This is a genomic window from Stenotrophomonas maltophilia, assembly GCF_001676385.1.
Lineage (GTDB): Bacteria > Pseudomonadota > Gammaproteobacteria > Xanthomonadales > Xanthomonadaceae > Stenotrophomonas > Stenotrophomonas maltophilia_J.
Genome location: NZ_LYVJ01000006.1, coordinates 37,253 through 63,286, shown reverse-complemented (window position 1 = coordinate 63,286; position 26,034 = coordinate 37,253). Strand labels below are relative to the sequence as shown.

At 67.3% G+C, this 26,034-nt stretch carries 23 protein-coding genes and 1 tRNA gene; 12 read left to right on the top strand and 12 right to left on the bottom strand.

The window, feature by feature from the left end; genetic code table 11:
• Positions 1–123: 123 nt before the first annotated feature.
• Positions 124–1,200, bottom strand: coding sequence for an MBL fold metallo-hydrolase (locus A9K58_RS09080; RefSeq protein ID WP_065199078.1), 1,077 nt, complete (start codon positions 1,198–1,200; stop codon positions 124–126).
• 103 nt (positions 1,201–1,303) lie between these two features.
• Here A9K58_RS09080 and A9K58_RS09075 point away from each other — a divergent pair, with 103 nt between their 5' ends.
• The gene (locus A9K58_RS09075; protein WP_065199077.1) at positions 1,304–1,915 is read left to right on the top strand and encodes a TetR/AcrR family transcriptional regulator; all 612 of its coding nucleotides are present in this window, start codon (positions 1,304–1,306) and stop codon (positions 1,913–1,915) included.
• A gap of 2 nt (positions 1,916–1,917) precedes the next feature.
• On the opposite strand, the gene A9K58_RS09070 is transcribed toward A9K58_RS09075, so the two are convergent.
• On the bottom strand, positions 1,918–3,864 hold the full coding sequence (locus tag A9K58_RS09070) for an EAL domain-containing protein (RefSeq protein ID WP_065199076.1): 1,947 nt from the start codon (positions 3,862–3,864) through the stop codon (positions 1,918–1,920).
• A 304-nt stretch (positions 3,865–4,168) separates the two neighbouring features.
• Here A9K58_RS09070 and A9K58_RS09065 point away from each other — a divergent pair, with 304 nt between their 5' ends.
• Complete coding sequence (locus A9K58_RS09065) at positions 4,169–5,173, top strand: aminoglycoside phosphotransferase family protein (RefSeq protein WP_065199075.1); 1,005 nt, start codon at positions 4,169–4,171, stop codon at positions 5,171–5,173.
• A gap of 110 nt (positions 5,174–5,283) precedes the next feature.
• Here A9K58_RS09065 and A9K58_RS09060 read toward each other — a convergent pair whose 3' ends face one another.
• From A9K58_RS09060 to amaB, 7 genes are all read right to left on the bottom strand, one after another.
• The gene (locus A9K58_RS09060; RefSeq protein ID WP_065199074.1) at positions 5,284–6,171 is read right to left on the bottom strand and encodes a DMT family transporter; all 888 of its coding nucleotides are present in this window, start codon (positions 6,169–6,171) and stop codon (positions 5,284–5,286) included.
• A gap of 32 nt (positions 6,172–6,203) precedes the next feature.
• Positions 6,204–7,265, bottom strand: coding sequence for a UDP-N-acetylmuramate dehydrogenase (gene murB, locus A9K58_RS09055; protein ID WP_065199242.1), 1,062 nt, complete (start codon positions 7,263–7,265; stop codon positions 6,204–6,206).
• Between the two features lie 8 nt (positions 7,266–7,273).
• A complete protein-coding gene (locus A9K58_RS09050; RefSeq protein WP_065199073.1) occupies positions 7,274–8,329 on the bottom strand; it encodes a quinone-dependent dihydroorotate dehydrogenase in 1,056 nt (351 codons plus the stop codon).
• A gap of 8 nt (positions 8,330–8,337) precedes the next feature.
• The gene (locus A9K58_RS09045; protein ID WP_065199072.1) at positions 8,338–9,108 is read right to left on the bottom strand and encodes a class I SAM-dependent methyltransferase; all 771 of its coding nucleotides are present in this window, start codon (positions 9,106–9,108) and stop codon (positions 8,338–8,340) included.
• A gap of 4 nt (positions 9,109–9,112) precedes the next feature.
• Positions 9,113–9,397 carry a DUF4190 domain-containing protein gene (locus tag A9K58_RS09040; protein ID WP_065199071.1) on the bottom strand — a complete coding sequence of 95 codons (285 nt, stop codon included), beginning with the start codon at positions 9,395–9,397 and terminating at the stop codon, positions 9,113–9,115.
• A gap of 135 nt (positions 9,398–9,532) precedes the next feature.
• Entirely contained in the window at positions 9,533–10,372 is an 840-nt protein-coding gene (locus A9K58_RS09035) for an SDR family NAD(P)-dependent oxidoreductase (RefSeq protein ID WP_065199070.1), read from the bottom strand.
• Positions 10,372–11,904 (bottom strand): L-piperidine-6-carboxylate dehydrogenase, encoded by a 1,533-nt coding sequence (amaB, locus tag A9K58_RS09030; protein WP_065199069.1) that lies wholly within the window; start codon positions 11,902–11,904, stop codon positions 10,372–10,374. The genes A9K58_RS09035 and amaB overlap by 1 nt, the downstream gene beginning before the upstream one ends.
• 181 nt (positions 11,905–12,085) lie before the next feature.
• Between amaB and A9K58_RS09025 the strand changes: the two genes are divergently transcribed.
• A tRNA-Arg gene (locus A9K58_RS09025) sits at positions 12,086–12,162 on the top strand.
• A gap of 1,725 nt (positions 12,163–13,887) precedes the next feature.
• On the top strand, positions 13,888–14,337 hold the full coding sequence (locus A9K58_RS09010; protein WP_065199067.1) for a BLUF domain-containing protein: 450 nt from the start codon (positions 13,888–13,890) through the stop codon (positions 14,335–14,337).
• A gap of 772 nt (positions 14,338–15,109) precedes the next feature.
• Here A9K58_RS09010 and A9K58_RS19475 read toward each other — a convergent pair.
• Positions 15,110–15,610, bottom strand: coding sequence for a hypothetical protein (locus A9K58_RS19475; RefSeq protein ID WP_155760463.1), 501 nt, complete (start codon positions 15,608–15,610; stop codon positions 15,110–15,112).
• Between the two features lie 147 nt (positions 15,611–15,757).
• Between A9K58_RS19475 and A9K58_RS09000 the strand changes: the two genes are divergently transcribed.
• Both A9K58_RS09000 and A9K58_RS08995 read left to right on the top strand, forming a co-directional pair.
• Positions 15,758–16,186 carry a BLUF domain-containing protein gene (locus A9K58_RS09000; protein WP_065199065.1) on the top strand — a complete coding sequence of 143 codons (429 nt, stop codon included), beginning with the start codon at positions 15,758–15,760 and terminating at the stop codon, positions 16,184–16,186.
• Between the two features lie 83 nt (positions 16,187–16,269).
• Positions 16,270–17,322: a linear amide C-N hydrolase gene (locus A9K58_RS08995; protein WP_065199064.1), complete on the top strand. Its 1,053-nt coding sequence runs from the start codon at positions 16,270–16,272 to the stop codon at positions 17,320–17,322.
• Here A9K58_RS08995 and A9K58_RS08990 read toward each other — a convergent pair.
• The gene (locus A9K58_RS08990) at positions 17,319–18,098 is read right to left on the bottom strand and encodes a DUF6491 family protein (RefSeq protein ID WP_065199063.1); all 780 of its coding nucleotides are present in this window, start codon (positions 18,096–18,098) and stop codon (positions 17,319–17,321) included. The genes A9K58_RS08995 and A9K58_RS08990 overlap by 4 nt on opposite strands.
• An 80-nt stretch (positions 18,099–18,178) precedes the next feature.
• Here A9K58_RS08990 and A9K58_RS08985 point away from each other — a divergent pair, with 80 nt between their 5' ends.
• The 6 genes from A9K58_RS08985 to thrC all read left to right on the top strand — a co-directional run bounded on the left by A9K58_RS08985 (position 18,179) and on the right by thrC (position 25,082).
• The gene (locus tag A9K58_RS08985; protein ID WP_065199062.1) at positions 18,179–18,874 is read left to right on the top strand and encodes a helix-turn-helix transcriptional regulator; all 696 of its coding nucleotides are present in this window, start codon (positions 18,179–18,181) and stop codon (positions 18,872–18,874) included.
• 167 nt (positions 18,875–19,041) lie between these two features.
• Positions 19,042–19,992, top strand: a complete 951-nt coding sequence (locus A9K58_RS08980) for a DMT family transporter (RefSeq protein WP_065199061.1) — start codon at positions 19,042–19,044, stop codon at positions 19,990–19,992.
• A 139-nt stretch (positions 19,993–20,131) separates the two neighbouring features.
• Positions 20,132–20,266 (top strand): hypothetical protein, encoded by a 135-nt coding sequence (locus A9K58_RS20055; protein ID WP_269194765.1) that lies wholly within the window; start codon positions 20,132–20,134, stop codon positions 20,264–20,266.
• 84 nt (positions 20,267–20,350) lie between these two features.
• Positions 20,351–22,855: a bifunctional aspartate kinase/homoserine dehydrogenase I gene (gene thrA, locus A9K58_RS08975; RefSeq protein WP_065199060.1), complete on the top strand. Its 2,505-nt coding sequence runs from the start codon at positions 20,351–20,353 to the stop codon at positions 22,853–22,855.
• Positions 22,852–23,766 carry a homoserine kinase gene (locus A9K58_RS08970; protein ID WP_065199059.1) on the top strand — a complete coding sequence of 305 codons (915 nt, stop codon included), beginning with the start codon at positions 22,852–22,854 and terminating at the stop codon, positions 23,764–23,766. Before thrA ends, A9K58_RS08970 begins: the two co-directional genes overlap by 4 nt.
• 29 nt (positions 23,767–23,795) lie before the next feature.
• Positions 23,796–25,082, top strand: coding sequence for a threonine synthase (gene thrC / locus A9K58_RS08965; protein ID WP_065199058.1), 1,287 nt, complete (start codon positions 23,796–23,798; stop codon positions 25,080–25,082).
• 178 nt (positions 25,083–25,260) lie between these two features.
• On the opposite strand, the gene A9K58_RS08960 is transcribed toward thrC, so the two are convergent.
• A complete protein-coding gene (locus tag A9K58_RS08960; protein ID WP_065199057.1) occupies positions 25,261–26,013 on the bottom strand; it encodes a Crp/Fnr family transcriptional regulator in 753 nt (250 codons plus the stop codon).
• Between the last annotated feature and the right edge of the window lie 21 nt (positions 26,014–26,034).

Here is a 26,034-nt window from a genome sequence, read left to right as displayed (position 1 = left end):
TACGCTAGCAAAGGATGTAATCGGTTACATGACGCACTGCAGCGCCGTAGACCGTTTCCGTGGTCGACGCAGCCGAGCATGGCTCGGCTCTACATGGTTTCCGGCAGGTCAAGCGCCCCCCTGTTACCGCTCCACCGTCTCCCACCAGCGCGTGCCCGGCTGTGGTGCCTGCATGTCCAGCGCTTCGCCCATCACCGGCGTGGCCACCGGAATGCCCTTTGCGGCGGCCAGTGCGGTGATGCGCTCGAATGGCTGCTGCCAGGCGTGCAGGGCCAGGTCGAAGGTGCCGTTGTGGATCGGCAGCAGCCATTTGCCGCGAAGGTCCAGGTGCGCCTGCAAGGTCTGTTCGGGCTGCATGTGCACGAACGCCCAGCGTGGGTCGTAGGCACCGGTTTCGATCATGGTCAGGTCGAATGGGCCGAATTTCTCGCCGATGGCCTTGAACCCGTCGAAGTAGCCGCTGTCGCCGCTGAAGAAGACGCGGAAGTCGCCGTCCTGGATCACCCATGAGGCCCACAGGCTGCGGTCGCTGTCGCCCAGGCCGCGGCCGGAGAAATGCTGGCCGGGGGTGGCGGTGAGGCGCAGCCCGTGCGCTTCGGTGGATTGCCACCAGTCCAGCTGTTCGACCTTGCGCGCGTCCACCCCCCACGCGATCAGCTGGTCGCCTACACCGAGGGGAGCGATGAAGCGCGCGGTCTTGCCGGCCAGTTGCATTACCGCCGCGTGGTCGAGGTGGTCATAGTGGTTGTGCGAGAGGATCACGCCGGCAATCGGCGGCAGCTCATCGATGCTGATCGGCGGCGCGTGGAAGCGCGCGGGCCCCATCCACTGCACTGGCGAGGCGCGCTCGGAGAACACCGGGTCGGTCAGCCAGTACCGGCCCCGCAGCTTCAACAGGACCGCGGAATGACCGAGCCGGAACAGGCTGCGGTCGGGCGCGGCATCGAGCATGGCGCGGTCCAGTGGCTGCACCGGGATGGGGTGGGTGGGTACGGTGTCCCTGGGCTTGTTGAACAGGAACGTCCACCAGATCTCCAGGCCGTCGCGCAGGCCCATCGCCGGCCTTGGCAGGGCGTTGCGGAACTTGCCGTCACGGTACTGCGGCGAATCGGGGAAGTCGGGGAGGGACCAGGACTTGCAGAAGGTGTAGGCGGTCACGGCGAGGATTCCAAGCAGGAGGACGAGGAGCAGGCGCTTCATGGGTGACGTCGGCTGAGTACACTGCACAGTGTAGTTTCCTGTTTTTCAAAAGTACACTGTCGGGTGTAAAATGGAGTCGTCCGTTCAGTTTTCCGGCCCCCGTATGTCCCGTGCCCCGCAACGCCTCACCGACCGCAAACGCGACGCCATCGTGCGCGCCGCGGTGGAGGAGTTCCGTGCGTCTGGTTACGAGGCGACCAGCATGGACCGCATCGCCGAGGTGGCCGGGGTCTCCAAGCGCACCGTCTACAACCACTTCCCGAGCAAGGAAGCGCTGTTTTCGATGATCCTGGAGGAGCTGTGGGAGCGCAGCGTGGCCAGCGATGCGGTGCCATACCGCGCCGACCAGCCGCTGCAGGCCCAACTGCTGCAGCTGCTGCAGCAGAAGCTGGAACTGCTCAGCGATGCCAACTTCATCGACCTGGCACGGGTGGCGATGGCTGAGATCATCCATTCGCCGGAACGTGCGCAGGCCATCGTCTGCCGCATGGGCGAGAAGGAAAGTGGCGAGAGCGCCTGGATCCGCGCGGCGGTGGCTGACGGCCGCCTGCGCGAGGTCGATCCGGAATTTGCCGGCCACCAGCTGCACGGGCTGGTGAAGAGCTTTGCGTTCTGGCCGCAGGTGACGATGGGACAGGCGCCATTGAACGCACAGGAGCGCGCGCGCGTGGCTGAATCGGCGGTGGCGATGTTCCTGGGTTACTACGCGGCCTGACGCTAGCTGGCCGCGAAACGGAGGAAGTCTTCGGCCGGCAGCGCCGCCGAATACAGATAGCCCTGGCCGACATCCACGCCGAGCGCCCGCAGCTGCTGCTCCTGCGCCAGGGTCTCGGTACCCTCGGCCACCACGATTGCGCCGCAGCGGTGAGCGACTTCAACGATGAAACGGACAATGGACTGCGACTTGGCGTCGGACAGGGTGGCGATCAGCGCCTGCTCGATCTTGACCTCGGCGATGGCCAGCTGCGAGAGCAGGATCAGGGTTGAGTAGCCCGCACCGAAATCGTCCAGCGACAGTGATACATCGGCAGCCAGCAGCTCTGCGATGTTGGCGTCGACCACGTCGCGCTCGACGATCTCGGTCCACTCGACGATCTCCAGCCGCAGCATGGCGCCAGGCACAGCGTGCAGCTGCAGCAGTTCCTGCAGGCGCAGGCCGAAGCCCGGCAGTCGCAATGATTCGGCCGAGATGTTGACCGCGACCTTGAGCTGCGGATGCTCGTGCAGGCACTGCTGCAGGAAGCGGACGGCCGACTGCAGCGTGGCCCATTCCAGGTCGGCCAGGCGGCCCTGCCGGCGCAGCAGCGAGATGACCCGCATCGGCGCGATGGGCCGGCCCTGGCCATCACGCATGCGCAGCAGTGCCTCGGCGCCGACCAACTGGCGGTCCCGCAGGCGGTGCTTGGGCTGGTAGCACAGGGGGGCATCCCCGTTCCGCAGCCAGCGTTCGACTGCGCTCTCGATCAATGCGTCGATTTCACTGTCACGCTGGACCGGGTCATCGAAGAACACCACGCCCGATTCCACGGCACTCAGTGCCAGGGTGATCGCGCGGAATGGCAGATGGCTGTCGTCGCCAGCACCGGGAGGAGCCAGCTCAACCACTGCGCAGCGGAACCGCGCGCGGAAGCCGGGCCAGTCACGCCCGACCCGATCGGCCAGGTTGCCGGCCAGCTCGGTGATCTGCTCCTGGGTGCGTAGCTGGGCCAGCGTCATGCCGCGCACCAGGATCGCCAGCGCCGCGTCGCCGAACTGGTAGATCTCCAGTTGTGCGGGTGGCAGCGAGGGCAGCAGGCGATGCACTTCAGCGATGCTGTCGTGCTGCCACAGGCCATTGTCCTGAAGCGGTCCATAGCGCAGGCGCAGGTCGCGCAGGTTGCCCATCTCGGCCACGATCAGGCACGCCTTGCCGGTGCCGTCGTTGTCGTGCCAGTAGCGCTGAAGGCGTTCGCCAAGCGCGCGCGTGTTGGGCAGCCCACTGATCGGGTCGACACGCAGCCAGGCCTGCTCGCGCTGGCGCTGCACGTCGATCTGTGCATCGTTGTAGACCAGTGCGAACACCGCGCCGAGCACCAGCAGGGAGACCGGCAATGCCAGCGCGCGCAGGATCACCAGTTCACCCAGCGGCAGCCGGTCTGCGCCAATGATCGCCACGGCCAGTGCCAGGCCCAGTACGGTTACCGCGATGCGCACCGACCACGCCTGCAGGATCATGCGCGGCGAAAGCTCGTTGAGCATGTTCGGGTGCAGGCGCCTGCGCAGCCAGATTCCGGCCAGCACCTGCAGCATCGATTCGAGGGCCGCGGGCAGGAAGAAGTGGGTGCCGCTGAACTGGTAGCGGGCCAGCAGGCTCGCTGCGAGGCAGGCCATGCCGCCGCGCCAGCCGCCGAGCAGGCCGCCGACCAGCAGGATGTCGATGCCCAGATTGAGCTTGACTACGCCCTGGGTATGGCGGGCCACGAACCAGGCGTTGAACAGGTAGATCAGGCCCATTGCCGCGCCGACATACAAACGGCGTCCTTCGACGGCATGGCCGGCGCGACGGGTGGCGATCAGCAGCACGCCGATCATGCCGATCACCGCCGTGGCCTGCAGCAGGTACAGCGGCAGGCTGGGCTGGGCGCTGTCCAGGACCTGGGCCGCGACCCGTGAAAGCGCATCCATAGCAGGTTCCCGCCTGTGACCGACGGCCAGTATGTGCAGGGTAAACCACGGCCGCCTGCGCGGCCACTGATGCAGGCCGCTGCCCGCTGCGGTGGGCCGGCGATGCCGTTGCGGGCGGATGTCGACGGGCCTGCGCGGCGCGGTCGTGGTGGTGGCCGCCCGCGCGTGGTCGAGGGCAATGGCTGAGGCGGCGTATCGCGGCCGCGTCCGAGGTTACGTCGATGCGATGTTGTGACGGACATGTCTGTGTCGTGCCGAGCGCATCTGCGATAGTGGCGGCAGGCAACACTTACCGCTTGCATCCATGCCATTCGCTTCGGCGCAGCATCTCGGCGAAGTCCTGCAACAGTCCTATGGCATCACGGCCACCGCAGTGGTGCCGCGCCCGGTGGGTGCCGACGCCAGGGCCAGCGTGTACCGCATTGACGCGCGGCGCGGGCAGTGGTGGTTGAAATGCCGCACCTACCAGGTGGATCCGGCGGTGTGGGACAGCCTGCACTGGCTGCGCGACACGCTGGGCATCGAAGAGATCGTTGCACCGTGGCCGGCGCTGACCGGGGGCGCTTCGGTCCAGCGCTGGGGCCTGCAGTTCACCCTGTTCCCCTACATTGAAGGGCAGTCCGGATTCGAAGCGGCGTTGAGCCACGCGCAATGGCGGCGATTGGGCGAGGTGCTGCGACGCCTGCATGAGGCGCAGCTGCCGCCCCGGTTGCGACTGGCCCTGCCCAGCGTGCGGCTGGAGACTGCCGCGCTGGAAACGGTCGGGCAATGGCTGGCCGGCGAGGGCCTGGCGGCGGCAAGGGATGGGCTGGGCCGTGCCTTCGTTTCCGTATGGGACCAGCAACAGGCGCGCATCGGCGCGCTGCATGCGCGCGCGTTGGAGCTGTGCGCCGCATTGAAGGATGCGGCGGCCGACGTGCACCTGTGCCACACCGACCTGCATGCCGGCAACCTGCTGATGGGCAGCGACGGTGGCCTGCACCTGATCGACTGGGATGGCCTCTCGCTCGCCCCGCGCGAGCGCGACCTGATGTTCATCGGTGGTGCCGTAGGCGGGCGCTGGGGCCGCGAGAATCCGCTCGATTTTGGCGGCGGCTATGGCAGGGACCTGGGCGACCCGCGCTGGATCGCCTGGTACCGGCACTGGCGCATCCTGCAGGACCTGACCGAGTTCCAGCAGGTCCTGCTGGGGAGCGACGCCGGGGAGCGCTCACCGCAGCTGCGCCGGCAGGAACTGCACTATCTGGCCGAGCAGTTCGCACCGGGCAATGTGCTCGATGCCGCAGAGCGTGCGTACCGCGCGCTGTAGACCCACGCCACGCGTGGATGGCATTTCCTGCGATGAACCCTCACGCTGCGCGATGAGTCGAGCACGGCTCGACTCTACAGGGTTCCCCGGTGCCTGCGCATGGCGCGGATCTACTCGGCGGGCTTGGCCGCTGCGGACGCCGCCGCGCTCGCAGCGCGCCGCGACAGCACGGCTTCGCGATGGGCGATGTAGGCGTTGGCGGCAAGGATGATGCCGGCACCGATGACCGTCCAGCGGTCCACGCTTTCGTTGAACAGCAGCCAGCCGAACAGCGTCACCAGCGGCAACTGCAGGAAGCTGATCGGAGTGAGTGCCGAGACTTCTCCCAGGCGCAGCGCGCGCGTCCACAGCAACTGGCCGACTGTGCCCAGTACGCCGGTGGCCAGCAGCCACAGCCAGGCCATGCCGGTCGGCCAGACCCAGACGAACAGCGCCGGCAGCAGTGACAGTGGTACCCAGAACACATAGGTGTAGAGCACCACGGTGTCGGCGCTGTCCACGCGCGTGAGCTGCTTGATCTGGATCGCCACCAGCGAACTGAGCACGGCGGCAGCCACGGCCACCAGACTTCCTGCGGTGAAGCCGGCGGTGCCGGGGCGCACGATCACCAGCACACCGATGAAGCCGACCACCACCGCGGCCCAGCGCCGCACGCGCACCGTCTCGCCCAGCCACAGCACGGCAGCAATCGTGACGAACAGCGGTGTGGAGTACGACAGTGAGACGGCCTGCGCCAGCGGCAGATGGCCCAAGGCCCAGAACGCGCACAGCATCGAGCCCAGGCCGATCGCGCTGCGTACGAAATAGCGTGGCAGCTGCTGCGTCTTCAGCGGCGCGCGGCCGGGCCGCAACAGCATCGGCAGCAATGCGAGCAGGCCGAAGGCATTGCGGAAAAACGCCACCTCCTGGGTCGGCACATACCGGGTGGCATAGCGGATGGCTACTGCCATCAGCCCGAATGCCATCGTGCTGCCGAGCATCAGCAGCGCCGCCCGCATCGGGGTGGTGCCAGGGGACAGGGCGGGGCTGTTCACCACTGTGCGCCGAGCAGGCGGGGCTCCGGTTCGATCGGCACGCCGAACTTCTCCAGCACCGACGCCGAGATACGGCGCGCCAGCGCCAGCAGTTCAGCACCGCTGGCGTTGCCGTGGTTGACCAGTACCAGCGCGTGGCTGGGGGCCACGCCGGCATCGCCCTCGCGGAAGCCCTTCCAGCCGCAGGACTCGATCATCCAGGCCGCAGAGACCTTGCGCTTGTCATCCTGCTCGGCCGGGAACACCGGCAGCTCGGGGAAGTGCTGCAGCAGCACGTCGACCTGCTCCAGTGGCAGCACCGGGTTCTTGAAGAAACTACCGGCGTTGCCCAGTACATCCGGGTCGGGCAGCTTGCGGCGGCGGATCGCGATCACCGCATTGGCCACGTCCACGGCGCTGGGCAGTTCCACGCCCTGCGCCTGCAGTTCCTCGCGGATACCGGCGTAGTCCATGCGCAGGTCATGCAGCAGCGGCAGCTTCAGTTCGATGGCGGTGATCAGGTAGCGATCGGGCTGCTGCTTGAACACGCTGTCGCGGTAGGCGAAGCCGCACTGCTCGTTGTCCAGCCGTACCCAGGCCTGTTCCTGGCAGTCCCAGGCCTCCACGGCCTGGATGAACTCGCCGACCTGCGCGCCATAGGCACCGATGTTCTGGATCGGCGCGGCGCCGGCAGTGCCGGGAATCAGCGCCAGGTTCTCCAGCCCGGACAGGCCTTCCTGCAACGACCACATCACCAGGCCATGCCACGGCACGCCGGCGCCGGCGCGGATCACGGCGTGGTCGGCACGGTGTTCAAGGAAGCTGATGTCACGGTTGCCGAACACCAGCACGGTGCCGGGCAGGTCCTCGGCGATCAGCACGTTGCTGCCGCTGCCCAGCACCAGCAGCGGACCATTGGCCACCTCGGGCAGCGCCAGCACGTCCGGCAGCAGCGCGGCGTCGTGCAGCTCCAGAAGCTGTGCGGCGCTGGCCTGTACGTGGAAGGTATTGAGCGCCTGCAGCGGGGCATTGCGGGTGAGCGTCCAGCGCAGCGGGGCGTTGCCGTCGACGGTATCCATCGGCGCGCTCACAGCGGGGCCACCGCGCCGCGGCTCGGCGCTTCACGGCGGCGACGGATGGCTTCCACGCATTCGGAAACCAGCGCCGGGCCACGGAAGATCAGGCCGCTGTAGCACTGCACCAGCGCGGCACCGGCCGCCATCTTGGCCACCGCATCGGCGCCGGACAGGATGCCGCCGACGCCGACCAGCGGCACCGATTCGGGCAGGCGCGCGCGCAGGCGGCGCAGCACCAGGGTGGACTGCTCCAGCACCGGGGCGCCGGACAGGCCGCCGGCCTCGTTGGCCAGCGGGTCGCCGGCCACCTTGCTGTGGTCGATGGTGGTGTTGGTGGCGATTACCCCGTCCACCTGCAGCTCGCCCAGCACGCGCGCGGCGGCATCGATGTCGCGTTCGCTGAGGTCCGGCGCCACCTTCACCAGCATCGGCACGCGGCGGCCGTGCCGGGCGGCGAGGCCCTCCTGGCGTTCGCGCAGCTGGCCGACCAGCTGGCGCAACGCGGTCTCCTCCTGCAGCTCACGCAGGCCGGCGGTGTTGGGCGAGGAGATGTTGACGGTGATGTAGTCGGCCAGCGGATACACCTTGTCCAGGCAGGCGATGTAATCGTCCACGGCCTGTTCGTTGGGGGTGTCCTTGTTCTTGCCGATGTTGATGCCAAGCAGGCCGCGACGGTTGCGTGCGCGCTCGACATTGCGCACCAGTGCGTCCACTCCCGCATTGTTGAAGCCCATGCGGTTGATGATCGCGTTGTACTGCGGCAGGCGGAACAGGCGCGGCTTCGGGTTGCCGGTCTGCGGGCGCGGCGTGATGGTGCCGATCTCGACGAAGCCGAAGCCCAGTGCGAACAGTGCGTCGATGTGCTCGCCGTTCTTGTCCAGGCCGGCAGCCAGGCCAACCGGGTTGGGGAACGTCAGCCCGAACACGGTGCTCGGCATCGGCGCGATGCGGGCGGCCAGCAGCGGCGTGGTACCGGTGCGATAGGCCAGGTCCAGTGCGGACAGGCCGAGGCCGTGGGCGCGCTCGGCGTCGAGCGAGAACAGGAAGGGGCGGGCAAGCGAATACATGCGTCGGTTCAGTCCAGCGTGCCGAGGAAGGCTCGGGTTCGATATTCAAAAGCGACCTGGCCATCGACCGCGTGGGCGTGGAACAGGTCCTGCAAGGCGTCGATCATCGGCACATGGCGTGGATGACCGGGTTGGGGGGCGTAGGAGGAGGACAGCAGCCGCCCGCGCAGGGCATCGAAGTCCAGGTGCTGCACGTTCGGCAGCTGCACCATGCCGCGCAGGCCATGGCCGAACCAGGCCTGCATGGTGGCGTCGTCCTGGTAGCGCTCGGCCACGGCGGTATAGTCGGTGCCGTAGTCCAGCAGCAGCTGTTCGTAGCCGATCAGGAACGGGCTGGCATCGAGCAGTCGCGAGTTCCAGTAGATCAGTGCCAGGCCAGCGGGGCGCAGGATGCGCTGCCACTCGGCGCGTACCGCCACGGTGTCGAACCAGTGGAAGGCCTGCGCGACGCTGACCAGATCGATGCTGGCGTCTTCCAGGCCGGTGGCCTCGGCGCGGCCGTCGACCGCACGGAACTGCGGGTGCTGCGGTGCCAGCCACTGTTCGGCGGCGCTGCGCATGGCGGCATTGGGTTCAACGGCGACGACCGGATGGCCGGTGGCCAGGAACAGCTGGCTGGAAATGCCGGTGCCGGCGCCGATGTCGGCGACCATCGCCTCGTGGCTGACGCCCATCGGGCCGTGCAGCCACTCCAGCAGGGCGGGCGGGTAACCGGGCCGGTAGCGGACATAGTCGGCGACGCGGCTGCTGAAGCGTTCGGTGCTGTCGGAGGCGGTCATGGCGTCAGTTCGACACCGCCGCCAGCCAGGCCAGGCCGCCGAAGAACAGGACGAAGACCAGGACAGCAGCAAGTGTGGCGCCGACCATCAGCCAGCCCAGCACCAGCCCGGTGACGGCCAGGCCGTCGCCTTCCAGTTCCTGCGGGCGACGGCGGATCTCGGCGCGGGCCATGTGCCCGGTGATGATGGCAACGATGCTGGCTACGAAAGGCAGGACGGTCCAGCTGGCGATGCCCATGACCAGGCTGACCACGGCCAGGGCGCTTGTCTGTCGGGGTGCCACGCTCATCGGGGTCCTCCTGGGCAGTGTGCACATGATAGTCCGTCCGCCCGGGCAATCCCATGCCCAGCGGTTGCGGACGCGCCAACCAAGGTTGGCCGCTACGGTAGCCGTCGACCTTGGTCGACGACCGGCGGGCCGGTATCAGCCCATCAACACCTGGCCACCATCCACGTTGAGCACATGGCCGGTGATCCAGCGCGCCAGCGGAGAGCACAGGAACAGGGCGGCATCGGCAATTTCGCGGGGCTGGCCGAAGCGGCCGAACGGGATCTTCGCCAGGGTGCCGTGGTAAAGGGCAGGATCCTGGGTGCGGCGGCGGTCCCACAGGCCGTCATCGAACTCGATCGAGCCGGGGGCGATGGCATTGACCCGGATCCGGTCCTTGGCCAGCGCCAGTGCCTGCGAGGTGGTGTAGTGCGAAAGCGCGGCCTTGGCGGCAGCGTAGGGCGCGCCACCGGGGCGGGGCTGCTGCGCGGCGATGGAAGACAGATTGAGGATGCAGGCGTCGCTGGACGCGCGCAGCCAGGGCAGGGCCATGCGCGAGGCGCGCACGGCCGCCATCAGGTCGATCTGCAGGCTGGCGGCCCAGCCATCCTCGTCATCGGCCATGCCGTAGCCGGTGGCGTTGTTGACCAGCACGTCGATGCCGCCCAGCGTATCGGCGGCGGCCTGCAGCCAGGCCTGGGTCTGGCCGATGCCGGCCAGATCGGCAGGGTACGTGTGCAGCGGGGTGCCCTGCGCCTGCGCATCGGCACGCAGGGCATCCAGGCCGGCCTGGCCGCGGGCGCAGACCGAGACCTGCGCACCGGCACCGGCAAAGGCCAGGGCCATTTCACGACCAATGCCCTTGCTGCCGCCTGCAATGAGCACGCGGCGGCCGGTGAAATCGAGGATCGGAGCCCCGTTGGGGATCCGACCCTTCGCTGGGGTCAGATCCCCGGAGGGGCTCTGACCCACTGACGTGTCCGCGTCGTTTGCCATCACAGGTCGAACTTGATGCCCTGGGCCAGCGGCAGCGAGTCGGAATAGTTGATGGTGTTGGTCTGGCGGCGCATGTAGACCTTCCACGCATCCGAGCCGGATTCGCGGCCACCGCCGGTGTCCTTCTCGCCACCGAAGGCGCCACCGATCTCCGCACCGGAAGTGCCGATGTTGACGTTGGCGATGCCGCAGTCGCTGCCGGCCGCCGACAGGAACTTCTCGGCGGTCTTCAGGTTCTGGGTGAAGATCGAAGACGACAGGCCTTGCGGCACGCCGTTCTGCATGTCGATGGCTTCATCGATGCTGTCGTACGGCATCACGTACAGGATCGGCGCGAAGGTTTCGTGCTGGACCACCGCGTCGCTGTTCTTCAGGCCGGAGACGATCGCCGGCAGCACGAAGTTGCCGGCGCGGTCGATACGGGTGCCGCCGGTCTCGATGGTGCCGCCGGCGGCCTTGGCCTGGGCGATGGCATCGAGGAACTGCTGCACGGCGCCTTCGCTGTTCAGCGGGCCCATCAGGTTGGCCGCATCGGTCGGGTCGCCGATCTTGCCTTCCACCTGCTTGTAGGCCTTGACCAGGGTGGCCAGCACATCGGCGTAGATCGAGCGGTGCACGATCAGGCGGCGGGTGGTGGTGCAGCGCTGGCCGGCGGTGCCGACCGCACCAAACACGATGCCCGGCACGGCCAGCTTCAGGTCGGCGGTTTCGTCCAGGATGATGGCGTTGTTGCCGCCGAGTTCCAGCAGGCAGCGGCCGAGGCGGCGCGCGACCTTCTCGTTGACGGTGCGGCCGACCTGGGTCGAGCCGGTGAAGCTGATCAGCGGCACGCGGCGGTCATCGACCATCTTTTCCGACAATGCGGTACCGGCATCGTTGATCAGGAAGAAGATGTCCGGGAAGCCGGCTTCGCGCAGGGCGTCGTTGCAGATCTTCAGCGAGGCGATGGCGGTCAGCGGCGTCTTGTTGGACGGCTTCCAGATGCACACGTCGCCGCAGATGGCGGCCAGGAACGAATTCCAGCTCCACACCGCCACCGGGAAGTTGAAGGCCGAGATGATGCCGACCAGGCCGAGCGGGTGGTACTGCTCGTACATGCGGTGGCCCGGGCGCTCGGAATGCATGGTGTAGCCGTACAGCATGCGGCTCTGGCCCACGGCGAAATCGGCGATGTCGATCATCTCCTGCACTTCGCCATCGCCTTCCGGCTTGCTCTTGCCCATTTCCAGCGCAACCAGCGAACCCAGTGCGTCCTTGTGCCTGCGCAGTGCTTCGCCGCACAGGCGCACGGCTTCACCGCGGCGCGGGGCCGGCGTGGTGCGCCAGACCTTGAACGCTTCCTGGGCGCGGGCGACGACGGTCTCGTACTCGGCCTCGGTGGTCGCGCGGACCTGCGCGATCGGCTCGCCGGTGGTCGGGTTGAGCGGGGTGATCAGCTCACCGCTGGTCGTGCTCGACCACTCCCCGTTGCCCAGGTACGTGCCAGCGTTGATCGCGTCCAGGCCAAGGGACTTGAGCAGCTCGGAAGACATGCAGACTCCTGTGTTTCGTTACGTTGTTTGGCGCCATCGCAGGCAGGTGGGGGAGCGATGAACGGAATCGGCGATGGTAGCAGAGCGGCCCATCCGGCCATGGTGCAACGCGCCAGCGTGCGGCCTGGAAAGGTGAATGCTTGGAGGGAAGGGGCGTAGCCTGTAGACTTGCCTGCTGCATGGCCCCGTAGCTCAGCTGGATAGAGCGTCCCCCTCCTAAGGGGAAGGTCGCCCGTTCGAATCGGGCCGGGGTCACCATAATCATGACTTGGGCGGGCGCAGCTGGCGGCATTTCCCACTGTTTCCCGCATATCCACAGGGTTTGGTCCCAGTGGTCCCGCTTGGTACCTGAGCTTTGCCACAGTGCCATCGTCACCTTCAGGCGTCAGATGCGCGTAATACTCCCAGCGGATCGGGCAGGTGGCGCAGTGCCCAGCGCGCATACCGGTTCAGCGGCACCTCGCGCCACTTGCCGGACTTCGTGCGGCTCTCGCCATCTTCGTCCGGATCGCTCTCGACCCTGAGCCTGCGCCTGGCTACCGAATCCTTGCCCTACCCAACCAGCTCACCGCGATGCAGCCCCGTGTGGGCCATGGCGCGTGCGTAGCGTCACCGTGAGCTTCACGCGGCGCCACGTCCGCATCAACACGAACTAAGGCCCCGACGGTTTCACGGCCGGAGGAGGACAGAACACGGCCCGTGTGGAAATCTATCGGCGGGTGGGGAGCAGGGGGAATCGCTGTGGCAGGTGCTCAACGTGAGCGGCTCGGTGGACATCATGGACGAGATTGACGGGCCGGACCAAGTAATCTCCTCGTGGGGCGGCTCGTTCACGGTCAATGACACCAGCCCTAGCTCGGAAACGATGACCTACCGCGCCGTGATAACCAGCTTCACGGTGCAGGCGGTTACGCATAGCTCCGGATCGTCGCTGGGAGCCCAACGCACTTTTACATAAGGACCGGTTTGGTAACACCGGTCCTCTCAGTGTGACCCAGCTGAGCGAGGGACGCGGAGGGGTCACTAACCGCTTCGAGTTCCTTGGAGGCGACGCGACCGATATGGCGAGCTTCGTAAATGCGCTCATCAACATCGGCATTCCGGTTACCGGTTCCGGCACGCGCACCATCACCTGCACTAGCACGATCCATGTGACTGAAGTTACTGTGATGCAACGACTAATGAGGCAGTGAGATGCGCGTTACACCTGGACTCGGATCCACTATCGTCTTTGTAACTTCAGTGCTCGGGGTGGTTCTGTTTGGCACGGTGCTTCCTCACATTTCAGATGGACCGCCACAGATGAAGCCATGGATGCTGGACGCTCTCCTGGTCTCTGGTGCTGTAGCAGTTCTTGGCGCGCCTTTTGGCTGGCGGGGCTTCAAGAACTGGCTTTCGAGTCGGGTGAATTGAGGCGGCGGGTGGGGCCGACGCCGGTGCAGCCCCGCCCTTGCACCCGCGGCGCGTCCGGCAGGCCTGGCCGCCCTGTACCGGATCTTCGATGACAAGCGGCAACCGTTGTACGAGTACCGGCTGGCAGCGTGACAGATCAGGCAGCCTGTGGGGATGGACGTCCAGTGCTTAGGATATGGCCACACTCCACAAGCCTGGCGTTGCTCACCGCTTGACGTTCTCCGCATCCGGCGCATGCGAGTAGGGTGCCGCCGGGCATAGTCTCCAGTTCCGGCACCTTTGAATGAGTGACGTGCTTGCAGTGGTTGCAGCGGACGCTGATGGAGTTCACGCGGTCGAGGTTGCCATCGCGATCATGTGTTGCATCAAGCTCTAGAACGTAGAAAAGTCCTGTATCGGGCATTGCTGTGTACCGATTTTTTGGCGAATCCTGCCCTGATCGCTGACAGCGTCATGTGATGAACGTCCGATTCAGCTTCACGCTTTTCTGAATTGTTGCGTAGACAGTCGCAATCTCACGCACAGATTCCGCTGTGCCTGATAGGGTCGTGCCTCACCAAGGAGTGTGAGATGCCCATCAGAGCGGTTGTATATGTAAGCAGCGCCAGCGAGGAGATCGCCGGCGACAAGCTCGGCCTGTCCACCGGAAAGCTGGATCAGATTGTGGACGATGCGGCCCGGTTCAACCGCGATGCTGGGGTTACGGGAGTACTTCTCTTCGATGGCCAACGCTTCCTTCAGTATCTTGAAGGACCGAGGGATGGATTGTCAGTCGCGTATTCCCGTGTGCTGGGCGCCAGCAGCCACAACGGCCTTATCGAGTTGCAGAGCGGCAGAGTGGGGCAACGCCGCCTTCCGTTCTGGCCGATGAAGTGGCTTCCCGTCGAGCCGGCTGAACTGAAACGTTTGGCCCACGCCGACTGGACCCGGTTCAATCAACTCGGCGATGCTGAGGACGCCAACCAGACCGCCATGGATCTCCTGACCGGCCTTGTGGAACCGTATGCCATTGCTGCCTAACGGGCGGCGGTAGTTCGAACGACTCAGACAAGTGGCCGGCTCGTTCGCAGGATCTGCGACCGCCGGCCGTATCCTGCCGGCCATGCTTCCGTCGCACGGCTACCAAGGCTTCCGCACCGCCACGGTCCCGCCGGGTGGGTCCAGATGGAGTACGGCTGGGTGCTTTGGTGGAACGGCTGGCGGATCGCCCAGGTTTCGCCGGCCAAGGACCGCAGCGTGCACGTGCACCTGGACGCGCGGAAGATGTGGCAGACCAAGGAAGTCCGGGCGGCCAGCATCGCACAGGGCAAGCGCTACGCCGAACGCTGGTGCGCGGCCAGGCTGTGCCCTGAGCTGTCGCTGCGCGCGGCAGTGGCTCGCCTCACTGGCAGCACGTCGATCCCCCTGCCACCCGAGCCGCCTGGCCTGCCGCCGACCCGCGAGCAGCAGCAACAGGTCCGACGGCTGTCTGAGGCCTCGGCCGCTGCCAGGGTGGCTCAGGGAAGCGTTGGGGCTGCGACGGCCAGCAGCGGAGGCCACGCCTCGGGCCGGAGGCGCGATGAGGGGGGCTCCACGCTGCCGAGCAAGTACTTTCGCGGCAGCGACGCTGTCACGCGTAGGGCTCATGGGGCCAGAACTCGGAGGCTGCCCCTTGCGCCGCAAGGGGCACGGAAGCCCAACTCCAGGAATCGATTCAAAGCACGTCCTTGTTTCGCATGCAGAGTCAGGCAGACTTCTAGGCCGCCAGACAATCAACTTTGCTCACATCGATCTATGTCGTCGTCGCCCGGAACTAGTGACCCGAGGTCGAGGCATCCAGCTCTCGTTGAACACTGTCCTTCCTGATACTGTCGATGGCCTGCTGCTGGCTCTCCAGCAAGGCTTCGCAGCGCTGCAATTCAGATCGCACCAAGTCGATTTTTCCATGCTCCGCCATAGCAGCGGCTCTGATAGCGGCCCCCTCCCGTAGGGGCGCGACCATTGGTAACCAGGTCCCGTAGCGAGCAGGTTTGGTCGCGGTCAAAGCATATGCCTGACCATGCAGCCACAATGCTGCAGTCTGTGCGCCGTTTCCGAGGTTTTTGAACTGCTCGGCAGAAGCCGGTCGACCCGCTGCTCGCTCGTGGGTGGCCATGAAGTCCCACCAACCAGCACAGTTAGCGAAGATATTGGCTGATTCAGCCGCTTCGGCAGCGACGACGGCAATCCCTTCTTGGGTAATTCCGGAGGTGGCCGGCGGAGTGGCGTCCTGGCCGAGCAAAAGCAGCAATCCAAGCAGATCCATACCGCTCACGGGTGTAGCCTCTGGGGCCAGCTGATGCCGCCGTCGCCCCCCCTCCCAACCGGCCGGTCGCTGAATTCTTCAGCAAACCGGGCCTGACACGGGGACGGAACCGTCCGCAGCTGCTACCGTGGCTACCTTCTCTGTCAAGGATGCCTCATGCCCCTGCGTGCCATCGCCTACGTCAGCCGGGCGCAACCGGATCTTTCCGCCCAGCGCCTGCACACACTGGTCGAGGACGCCGCGCGCTTCAACAAGCTGGCCGGGGTGACCGGCATGCTCCTGCATGACGGCGAGCGCTTCCTGCAGTACATCGAAGGCCCGCCGGATGGCATCGACTCGGTGTACGAGCGAATCCTCCAGGCCGGCAGCCATGTCGACATCGTTGAACTGGCGCGCGGCCGCCTGGGCCAGCGCCAGTTCCCGTACTGGGCCATGCGCATGCTGCCTGTGGAGGCGGCCTTGCTGCGCCAGCTGTCTGCCAGCGACTGGTCGGGGTTCACCCGCGCGCTGCAGGGTGATCGTTCCCCCGCCACGCCGGTGGACCTGCTCGACAGGGTGGTGCAGCCGGCGCTGCACGAGGGCTGAGCCCGGGCGCGGGCAAGGCTTCACTGCTGTGTCACCCGGGATGCGCTCTCATCCACGGATCACGGGGAAAGGAGCGTAACGACATGGCAGCATTGAGGTGGACGGCACGAGCCACGCTGGCGGTGGCACTGGCGGCCGTGACCGCGCCGGCGCTGGCCTGCACGCGGGCGGTGTACCTGGGCGACAACGGCGATGTGATCACGGCGCGTTCGATGGACTGGAAGGTCGATGTGGCGACCAACCTCTACGTGTTGCCGCGTGGCATCGCACGTACCGGCCAGGCAGGACCGAAATCGTTGGCATGGACCGCGCGCTACGGCAGCGTGGTGGCGACCGGCTACGATGTGTCGACCACCGATGGAATGAACGAAAAGGGCCTGGTCGCCAACCTGTTGTGGCTGGTGGAGTCGGAGTACCCACGGCAGCGGGGCAACAAGCCGGGGCTGGCGATTTCATTGTGGGCACAGTATGTGCTCGACAACTTCGCTACGGTGGAGGAGGCGGTCGCCGCGCTGCAGCGCGAACCGTATTCGATCGTCACCGACAAGGTGCCTGGCGAGGACCGCCAGGCAACGTTGCATCTGTCGCTGTCGGACGCGACCGGCGACAGCGCCATCGTCGAGTACATCGGTGGCCGCCAGGTAATCCACCATGATCGCCGTTATCAGGTGATGACCAATTCGCCGATCTTCGAGCAGCAGCTGGCACTCAACAGCTATTGGCAGCAGATCGGTGGCACGGTGATGCTGCCGGGCACCAACCGCTCTGCCGACCGTTTTGCGCGGGCCTCGTTCTACATCAACGCCATTCCCAAGGCCGAAGACCCGGTGGTGGCGCTGGCCAGCGTGTTCAGCGTGATCCGCAACGCCTCGGTGCCCTACGGCATCACCACGCCGGGTGAGCCGAATATTTCGTCCACGCGCTGGCGCACGGTGGCCGACCACAAGCGACGGTTGTATTTCTTCGAATCGGCGCTGACCCCCAATACCTTCTGGGTCGATCTGAACAAGGTCGATTTCGGTGGCAAGGTGCTCAAGCTCGACCTCGGGCCGGACCAGCGCAATACCTTCGCCGGCGATGCACTGGGCCACTTCGTGCCCGGCGCGCCGTTCGCCTTCCTCGGCGTTGACAGCTAGTTCGATGCCTGGCGCGAGGCGGGGTAGACCGCCTGGATCCGGCAGCTGCCGCGGGTGTACTGCGGCAGCGGGGCCAGGGCGTCATTGCGCAGGTCACGCTCGTCGAACCCGGCAGTGATCACGCGGTCGCCCGGGTTGCCGCAGATCAGGCCGTTCTGCAGGCCAGAGTGGAAGCTCAACTCCGGCGCACGGTCGAGCTGGCGGCAGTGGCTGCCCAGTTCGACGCGGTAATAGCGATGGCCGCCATTGCGGCGCGGATGGGTCTCCACCAGCATGCCCTGCGGATCGGACGACCACGCGCGCACGTTGCGGGTGGCGAAGCAGTACGACGGTGAGCCGCCGAAGCTGCGACGGATGTCCCTGCGTTCGCGGATGGTGAGGGAAGGCAGGGTGGCGGTGCGCAGGCGATCGCTGTCACGGGCCACGCTGGCGTAGTCGCGGTCTTCCATCGGCGTGACCGCGCTGACCGTGCAGCGGCGGCCATCGACCACGACGCGCTCGCTGGGACGCCCGCAGGCCCAGCCGCCCGGCACCTCCAGTTTCAGTGTGGTGGCATCGCGAACGCCGGGGCAGTCTTCACTGAAGTCGATCCGATAGGCCTGCCCGGAGGCGGCGCGCAGTGCGATCGCACGCGGCGATGCCTGTTCCACTTCCTGCACACCGGCCGCCGCCATGCAGTGCGGTGCCGGCGGCATGGGTTCCTGCGCCGAGGCTGTTGCGGCAAGTGCCAGGCCCAGCCCGGCGGCCAGCACCGCGAACACGTGTTGGTATGTCATAACCTGCACTCCCTGCGTGGTTGACGGGTCGACTATAGCAGCGGTTTGCACGGCCGGAGCGGCACGCGCACACTTCCGCAATGGGCGCCATCTTCCACCTGCGGCATTACGGACAGGCCACTGGCCTTGACCGCCACGACTATGCACAGTGGGTGCTGCCGGTGCTGGGCGAACTGCAGTTCGAGATGGAAGGCCGGGGCGGGCGCCTGGACCTGCTGCAGGGCGCCTTCGTGGCGGCCGGCGAGGCACATGACCAGATGGCCGAGGGCGCGAACGGTTTCGTGATCGTCGATTGTTTTCCCGGCGTGCTTGACGACAACACCCAGGAGCACCTGCGCAGGCAGCGCTGGCTGCACCTGCCGCTGGCGCTGCGCCGACGCCTTTCCGGGATGAGCGCAGGGCAAGCGGTGCCACCGCTGCTGCCGCAGTTGCTGCAGGTATTCGCCCCTGCCGGCAGCGGCGCGCGCATGCAGGGACTGTGTGCGGAGGTGCAGGCCGATCCGGGCCAGGCGTGGCCGGTGGCGCGCATGGCCGCCTTTGTGGGGGTCAGTGAGAGCCGGTTGCACGCGTTGTTCCGGCGGGAGTTCGGGCTCAGCCCGCAGGCCTGGCTCAGTGCCTGCCGGCTGCGCTGGGCCAAGCACCGGTTGCGTACCAGCTCCGCGCCCATCAGTGACATTGCACTGGCCGCAGGCTACTCCGAGCAGAGCGCACTGACCCGCGCGCTGCGCCGCGAATGTGGTCAGACCCCCGCCGCATGGCGCCGCGGGGCCGCCTGACCTGTAGCGCCGAGCCGATGCTCGGCTGCCCTTATCTGCACAGCGGCCAATCGCAGCCGAGCATTGGCTCGGCTCTACAGAGATGACAAGGCAATAGCCTCGGTCAAGAGCGCCCGCTGGCCAGCGCTTACACTGCGCAGCCCGTTCTCTTCCCCCGAAGAACCCGAATGCGCAACAACCCGATGGCCCTGGGCATCGCCAATGGCGTTGCCGCCGGTGCGCTGTGGGGCGTGGTCTTTCTCGCCCCCGCCGTGCTGCAGTCGTTCAACGCCCTGCAACTGTCCGCCGGCCGCTACCTGGTCTACGGCCTTATTGCCGTAGCCTTGCTCTTGCCGCGCTGGAAGCGGCTGGCACCGCGGCTGGGCCGCGCCGAATGGTTCGGCCTGCTGTGGCTGAGCCTGGCCGGCAACCTGGTGTACTTCCTGCTGCTGGCCACGGCGGTGCAGTGGGCCGGTGGTGCGGCGGCGTCGCTGATCGTCGGCCTGATCCCGGTGGTAGTGACTTTGGCCGGCGTGCGCGAGCGGGGCGCGGTGCCGCTGAAGCGGCTGCTGCCCGCGCTCGGCCTGTGCGTGCTTGGCGTGGCGCTGGTCGGCTGGGAAGCCCTGATGTCCGAGCACCTTGCAACGCCGTGGCGGCAACGCCTGATCGGCCTGCTGTGCGCGTTCGGTGCGCTGTTCTCGTGGGCGCTGTACTCGATCGGCAACAGCCGCTGGCTGGCGCGCCGGCCGGATCTGTCCAGCCACGACTGGTCGTTGCTGACCGGCGTCACCACCGGTGGGCTGGCCCTGCTGCTGGTGCCCATGGCCTTCATCGGCCGTGCCGGCAACCACACGGCCGCGCAATGGAGCGGTTTCTGGGCGATCAGTGCTGGCGTGGCAGTGGTGGCCTCGATCCTCGGCAACGCGTTCTGGAACCGCGCCAGCCGCCTGCTGCCGCTGACCCTGACCGGGCAGATGATCGTGTTCGAGACCTTGTTTGCGCTGTTGTATGCGTTCGCCTGGCAGCGGCGCTGGCCGACCCTGGCAGAAGCGCTGGCAATCGTGTGCCTGGTGGCTGGCGTGATGTTGTGCGCGCACGCCCACCGCGCGCCCCGGGCGATCGCCGAACATGCCGGTTGAATGGCGTCGTCAAGCACGCTGATGGACGCTTTGTCTCAGTTGCAACCAAATGCCGGCACGTTGGCCGATGATCGTCGCAGCAGATTTTTTGCAGTGCAGCACTTGACAGCGCCCAGCTGCACGGTGTTTTCTGTGCGGCATGGTCTTTGACGCCACCTACGACAGCCTGATCGCCCCCGCCTCCGCGGGCCGTTCGACTGCGCCGGTCGCGATCACCACCATTACCACCACCACCGTCACCACTGCCCTGGTGCGGCCCGTCGTCTTCGTGTAACTCCCGAAAACCACGGCCCCGCACCATCCAGGTGGCGGGGAAACTCGACACCTGCATGCGACGGGGCCTCCTGCCGAGGTCTGCATGCCTTCCCAAGCCCCCGCCCATCCCGTTGCTCCGGCCGATCTGGCCGCACCCTCCACCGTCGTGCACAAGTTCGGTGGCACTTCGGTGGCCGATGCCGAACGCTATCGCCACGTTGCCGGCCTGCTGCTGGCCCGCCCCGAGTCACTGCAGGTCACCGTCGTCTCCGCGATGAAGGGCGTGACCGACGCGCTGATCGAGTTGGCCCAGCTGGCGGCCACGGGTGATGAAGGCTGGCGCGAGGCCTGGCATGCCCTGCGCGCGCGTCATCGCGGCGCCGCCGTGGCGCTGCTGGGCGAGCAGGTGGGCGACACTGTCGAATGGATCGACGCGCGTTTCGACCAGCTGGCCGAAGTGCTGGCGGCGCTGGCGGTGATCGGCGAACTGCCGCGCGAGGTGCTCGACCGCGTGCAGGGCCTGGGCGAGGTGTTCTCCGCGCAGCTGCTTGGCACCCACCTGCGCGCGTTGGGCGAGGATTGTGCGGTGCTCGACGCGCGCGACGTGCTGGTGGTCGGGCATGGCGAGCTGGGCGTCGATGTCGACTGGGAAGCCAGCGCCGAGCGCCTGGCCAAGTGGCGCCTGCAGCATCCCCAGCCGCGCGTGGTGGCCACGGGTTTCGTCGCGCGTGATCGTCATGACCGCGTCACCACCCTCGGCCGCAACGGCAGCGACTATTCCGGTGCGATCTTCGCCGCGCTGTTCAATGCCGATGAACTGCACATCTGGACCGATGTCGACGGCGTGCTGTCGGCCGACCCGCGACTGGTGCCCGAGGCGGTGCAGCTGGAGTCGCTGAGCTATGACGAAGCCTGCGAGCTGGCCTATTTCGGTGCCAAGGTGGTGCACCCGCAGACGATGTCGCCAGCGATCCGCCTCGGCCTGCCGATCTTCATCCGCAACACCTTCCAGCCCGCGCATCCGGGTACGCGCATCAGTGCCGAGCGCTCGCCGCGGGGACCGGTGAAGGGTCTGACCCTGAGCCCCGGATTGGCCCTGCTGAACCTGGAAGGTACCGGCCTGATCGGTGTGCCGGGTACGGCAGAGCGTGTGTTCGCCGCGCTGCGCCAGGCGCAGGTGTCGGTGGTGATGATCTCGCAGGGCTCGTCGGAGCATTCGATCTGCTGCGTGGTGCGCGCCGCCGAAGCCACCCGTGGCCGTGAGGCCCTGCTGCATGCGTTCGCGCACGAGCTGTCGGTGGGCCAGGTGCAGCGCGTGCAGGTCAGCGAGGGCGTCAGCGTGCTGGCCGCGGTGGGCGATGGCATGGCGGGCCAGCCCGGCGTAGCGGCACGCCTGTTCGAGGCCCTGGGCCGTGCGCAGGTGAACATCCTGGCGATCGCGCAGGGCTCTTCCGAACGCAACATTTCGGTGGCGGTGGACAGTGCCGATGCCACCCGCGCCCTGCGCGCCGCGCATGCCGGTTTCTGGCTGTCGCCGCAGACCTTCGCGGTGGGTGTGATCGGGCCGGGCAACGTGGGTGCGGCGCTGCTGGACCAGTTGCTTGCGGCGCGCCCGCATCTGCTGGCCAAGGCCAATGTGGATCTGCGCCTTCGCGCACTGGCCTCGCGCACGCGCATGCGGCTGGACGCCGACGGGCTGCATGCGGACTGGCGGGAAGCACTGCAGCAGGCGGGCGAGCCCAGCGATCTGGACCGCTTCACCGAACACCTGCTGGCCGCGCACCTGCCGCATGCAGTGGTGATCGACTGCAGCGGCAGCGCTGAGGTCGCCGAGCGCTACGAGGGCTGGTTGGCTGCCGGCATCCATGTGGTCACCCCGAACAAGCAGGCCGGTGCCGGACCGCTGCCGCGCTACCAGCGCATCCGCGCCGCCGCGGCGGCCAGCGGCGCACGCTTCCGCTACGAGGCCACGGTCGGCGCGGGGCTGCCGGTGATCACCACGCTGCGTGACCTGGTGGATACCGGTGACGAGGTGCTGGCCATCGAAGGCATCTTCTCCGGCACGCTGGCCTGGCTGTTCAACCGCTTCGACGGCAGCCAGCCGTTCTCGGCGCTGGTTGCGCAGGCGCGGTCGATGGGCTACACCGAGCCGGACCCGCGCGATGATCTTTCCGGTGTGGACGTGGCGCGCAAGCTGGTGATCCTGGCACGCGAGGCTGGGCATGCGCTCAGCCTGGAGCAGGTTGAGGTGGAAAGCCTGGTGCCGGCGCTGCTGCGCGAAGGCAGCGTGGACGACTTCATGGCGCGGCTGGGTGAGTCCGATGCCGGCCTGCTGCAGCGCCTGCAAGGCGCGCGGGCGCGTGGCGCCGTGCTGCGCTATGTGGCGCGGCTGGGCGCCGGTGGCGCCTCGGTGGGCCTGCAGGAACTGCCGGGCGACCATGCCTTCGCCAACCTGCGGCTGACCGACAACGTGGTGCAGTTCCGCACCCGCCGTTACTGTGACAACCCGCTGGTGGTGCAGGGGCCGGGCGCCGGTCCTGAAGTCACTGCGGCCGGTGTGTTCGCCGATCTGCTGCGCGTCGCTGCGGGCGAGGGAGCGCGCCTGTGATCGCACGTGCATTCGCGCCCGCTTCAGTGGCCAACGTCGCAGTGGGTTTCGACATTCTTGGCCATGCCATTGCAGGCATCGGCGATACGGTCAGCGTACGCCGCCTGGACGAACCCGTCGTGCGCATCGAGGCGATCCGGGGCATCGCGGTCGAGCTGCCGCTGGACGCGGCGGGCAACACGGCGGGCGCCGCGTTGATCTCGCTGCGCGAAGGCCTGGGCCTGGCGTTCGGCTTCGCCGTGGAGATCGACAAGGGCATCCCGTTCGGCTCCGGCATGGGAGGTTCGGCGGCGTCGTGCGTCGCCGCGCTGGTTGCCGCCAATGCGCTGCTGGATGCGCCGCTATCGCGCGAAGCGCTTTATCCGCATGCGCTGGATGGCGAGGCGGTGGCCAGTGGCGGCCGCCACGGTGACAACGTGGGACCGCTGCTGCTGGGCGGGCTGGCGCTGTGCACGGCTGACCGCCTGCTGCCGGTGCCGGTGCCGGCCAATTGGCACAGCCTTGTGGTGCATCCACACGCGGTGCTGGAAACGCGCCGCGCACGCCAGGCGCTGCAGGGCAGCTATGCGTTGGGTGAGTTCGTTGCTCAGAGCGCGAATCTTGCGCTGGTACTCAGCGGTTGCCACCGCAGTGACGCCGGGCTGGTACGGGCTGGCCTGCGTGACGTACTGGTCGAACCGCGACGGGCCGGCCTCATTGCTGGCTTTGCCGCGGCCCGTAACGCGGCGTTGTCGGCCAACGCGATGGGGGCGGGCATCTCCGGTGCCGGTCCGAGCGTGTTCGCCTGGTTCGAAGACGCCGACCAGGCCCATGCCGCCGCCGGGCCAGTGCAGGCGGCGTTCGCGGCCGCCGGCTTCGGCAGTGATGCCTGGGTGTCACCGCTGGATGCACCGGGAGCCAGGCTGTGCTGAACCCTTCCCCTTCTTTGGATACCGAACCCATGCAATTCGTTTCCACCCGTGGCCAGGGTCCGGCCGTCGGCCTCAGTGCGGCGATCGCCGCCGGATTGGCACCGGATGGCGGCCTGTACGTGCCCCAGGTGCTGCCGGCAGCGCGTGAACTGCTGCCTGGTGCGACCCTGGCCGATACCGCCGTCGATCTGCTCGCACCGTTCTTCGCCGGTGATGCACTGGAGGCGGCGCTGCCGTCAATCTGCCGCGAGGCCTTCGACTTCCCGGTGCCGCTGCGTCCGCTCGGTGATGGTGACCATGTGCTGGAGCTGTTCCACGGGCCCACCGCGGCGTTCAAGGACATTGGTGCGCGCTTCCTGGCCGGAACGCTGTCGCGGTTGCAGGCCAGCAAGGATCGCGATCTGACGATCGTTGTCGCCACCTCCGGCGATACCGGCGCCGCCGTGGCGGCAGCGTTCCATCGCCAGCCCGGCGTGCGCGTGGTGGTGCTGTATCCGGATGGCCGCGTGTCGCCGCGCCAGGCCCACCAGCTTGGCTGCTTCGGCGACAACATCCAGGCGCTGCGCGTGGCTGGTGCGTTCGACGATTGCCAGGCGATGGTCAAGCAGGCGCTGGCCGACCGAGATCTCCAGGCGGAGGTGCCGCTGAGCTCGGCCAACAGCATCAGCCTGGGCCGCCTGCTGCCGCAGATGAGTTACTACGCACATGCGGCGTTGACCCATCAGGCTGGAACGCGTCGCCGGCTCAACCTGGTGGTGCCGACCGGCAACCTGGGCAACGCAATGGCCGCAGTGCTGGCGCGCGCGCTGGGCGTGCCGATCGGGCAGATCGTGCTTGCCACCAATGCCAACGCCGTATTGCCGGCGTACTTCAACGGTGGCGAGTACCACCCGCAGGCCAGCGTGGCGACCGTGGCCAATGCCATGGATGTGGGCGCGCCCAGCAACTTCGAGCGCCTGCGCTGGCTCTACCAGGGCGACGATGCCGAACTGCGTGCTGCCTTCCGGGCGTTTGCGGTGGATGACGTGACCATCCGGGCCACCATTGCCGCCGCGCATGCCAGCAGCGGTGAGGTGTTCTGCCCGCACACGGCGACGGCAGTGAAGGTGCTGCAGGACCTGCGTGCGCGCGGCGCCAAGGGCGACTGGGCGGTGGTGGCCACTGCGCACCCAGCCAAGTTCGAGGCGGTGGTCGAGCCGTTGATCGGTGGACCGGTCGCGGTGCCGCCAGCGTTGGACGCATTGCTGCAACGACCGGCGCATGCCGAGCCGTTGAAGGCCGACTATGCAGCGTTGCGTGAGGTATTGCTGCGCTGATGGAGGACGGTCGGGCGTGGCCCGTTGGTTCTGGTGTAGAGCCGAGCCATGCTCGGCTGCTGTATGCGAACGGCGCGATGAGTCGAGCATGGCTCGACGCTACAGAAGGCACTCGCGCATGGCGTGGAGCTGAAGGATGCGGCAAACAGTAGCGCCGGGCCATGCCCGGCGGCGTTGCTCAGATCAATCCTTCACCGGCCAGTGTCCGCAGTCCATCCTCGTCGAGGATCTCCACCACGTTCAGGTGGGGCAGGGCGATCAGCCCCTGCTGGCGCAGCTTGGTGAAGGTGCGGCTGACCGTTTCCATGGTCAGGCCCAGGTGATCGGCGATGTCACCACGGCCCATCGGCAGTGACACGCGCAGGCCCTCACCGCCGAGGCGGGCTTCGCGTGCGGCCAGGCGCAGCAGGAAATCGGCCAGTTTCTCGGCCGGCTGCAGGCGTGCCAATGCCAGCGCGGCGTCCTGCGCGGCGTCCAGCTCCTGGCAGGCGCGCTGCAGCAGCTTGCGCTCCAGGTGGGGGAAGCGCCCGCGCAGCGCCTTCATCTGCGGCAGCGCGACCCGGCATACGCGGCTATCGGCAATGGCCTCGATGTCATGGCGGTGGTGGTCGCTGCCACTGAGGCCCAGGTAATCACCGGGCAGCACGAAGCCGCTGATCTGGCGGCGGCCGTCCGCCAGGGTGCGGACCAGGCGCAATGCGCCGGCAGTCAATGTATAGACATGCTCGCGCTCTTCACCGGTGCGCGCCAGCGTGCTGCCCATCGCAACCTGCTGCGATACGGTGACCTGCTCCAGCGCCTGCACTTCGTCGGGCGACAACGCCGAGCACACCGCAAGGTGGCGAACCGAGCAGTGCAGGCAGTCCAGCGTGGTGCAGGACGGCGAGGCGGAATCGTTGGGGGCGGGCGGAGCGCCGGAAGGCCGGGACATGTTGCGGGGGGCGTATCGCGG

Excerpts from the sequence above, each read along its gene's own strand:
- A9K58_RS09080 (WP_065199078.1), bottom strand. The coding sequence starts at position 1,200 with ATGAAGCGCCTGCTCCTCGTCCTCCTGCTTGGAATCCTCGCCGTGACC.
- A9K58_RS09075 (WP_065199077.1), top strand. The coding sequence starts at position 1,304 with ATGTCCCGTGCCCCGCAACGCCTCACCGACCGCAAACGCGACGCCATC.
- A9K58_RS09070 (WP_065199076.1), bottom strand. The coding sequence starts at position 3,864 with ATGGATGCGCTTTCACGGGTCGCGGCCCAGGTCCTGGACAGCGCCCAG.
- A9K58_RS09065 (WP_065199075.1), top strand. The coding sequence starts at position 4,169 with ATGCCATTCGCTTCGGCGCAGCATCTCGGCGAAGTCCTGCAACAGTCC.
- A9K58_RS09060 (WP_065199074.1), bottom strand. The coding sequence starts at position 6,171 with ATGCGGGCGGCGCTGCTGATGCTCGGCAGCACGATGGCATTCGGGCTG.
- murB (WP_065199242.1), bottom strand. The coding sequence starts at position 7,265 with ATGGATACCGTCGACGGCAACGCCCCGCTGCGCTGGACGCTCACCCGC.
- A9K58_RS09050 (WP_065199073.1), bottom strand. The coding sequence starts at position 8,329 with ATGTATTCGCTTGCCCGCCCCTTCCTGTTCTCGCTCGACGCCGAGCGC.
- A9K58_RS09045 (WP_065199072.1), bottom strand. The coding sequence starts at position 9,108 with ATGACCGCCTCCGACAGCACCGAACGCTTCAGCAGCCGCGTCGCCGAC.
- A9K58_RS09040 (WP_065199071.1), bottom strand. The coding sequence starts at position 9,397 with ATGAGCGTGGCACCCCGACAGACAAGCGCCCTGGCCGTGGTCAGCCTG.
- A9K58_RS09035 (WP_065199070.1), bottom strand. The coding sequence starts at position 10,372 with ATGGCAAACGACGCGGACACGTCAGTGGGTCAGAGCCCCTCCGGGGAT.
- amaB (WP_065199069.1), bottom strand. The coding sequence starts at position 11,904 with ATGTCTTCCGAGCTGCTCAAGTCCCTTGGCCTGGACGCGATCAACGCT.
- A9K58_RS09010 (WP_065199067.1), top strand. The coding sequence starts at position 13,888 with ATGCCCATCAGAGCGGTTGTATATGTAAGCAGCGCCAGCGAGGAGATC.
- A9K58_RS09000 (WP_065199065.1), top strand. The coding sequence starts at position 15,758 with ATGCCCCTGCGTGCCATCGCCTACGTCAGCCGGGCGCAACCGGATCTT.
- A9K58_RS08995 (WP_065199064.1), top strand. The coding sequence starts at position 16,270 with ATGGCAGCATTGAGGTGGACGGCACGAGCCACGCTGGCGGTGGCACTG.
- A9K58_RS08990 (WP_065199063.1), bottom strand. The coding sequence starts at position 18,098 with ATGACATACCAACACGTGTTCGCGGTGCTGGCCGCCGGGCTGGGCCTG.
- A9K58_RS08985 (WP_065199062.1), top strand. The coding sequence starts at position 18,179 with ATGGGCGCCATCTTCCACCTGCGGCATTACGGACAGGCCACTGGCCTT.
- A9K58_RS08980 (WP_065199061.1), top strand. The coding sequence starts at position 19,042 with ATGCGCAACAACCCGATGGCCCTGGGCATCGCCAATGGCGTTGCCGCC.
- A9K58_RS20055 (WP_269194765.1), top strand. The coding sequence starts at position 20,132 with ATGGTCTTTGACGCCACCTACGACAGCCTGATCGCCCCCGCCTCCGCG.
- thrA (WP_065199060.1), top strand. The coding sequence starts at position 20,351 with ATGCCTTCCCAAGCCCCCGCCCATCCCGTTGCTCCGGCCGATCTGGCC.
- thrC (WP_065199058.1), top strand. The coding sequence starts at position 23,796 with ATGCAATTCGTTTCCACCCGTGGCCAGGGTCCGGCCGTCGGCCTCAGT.
- A9K58_RS08960 (WP_065199057.1), bottom strand. The coding sequence starts at position 26,013 with ATGTCCCGGCCTTCCGGCGCTCCGCCCGCCCCCAACGATTCCGCCTCG.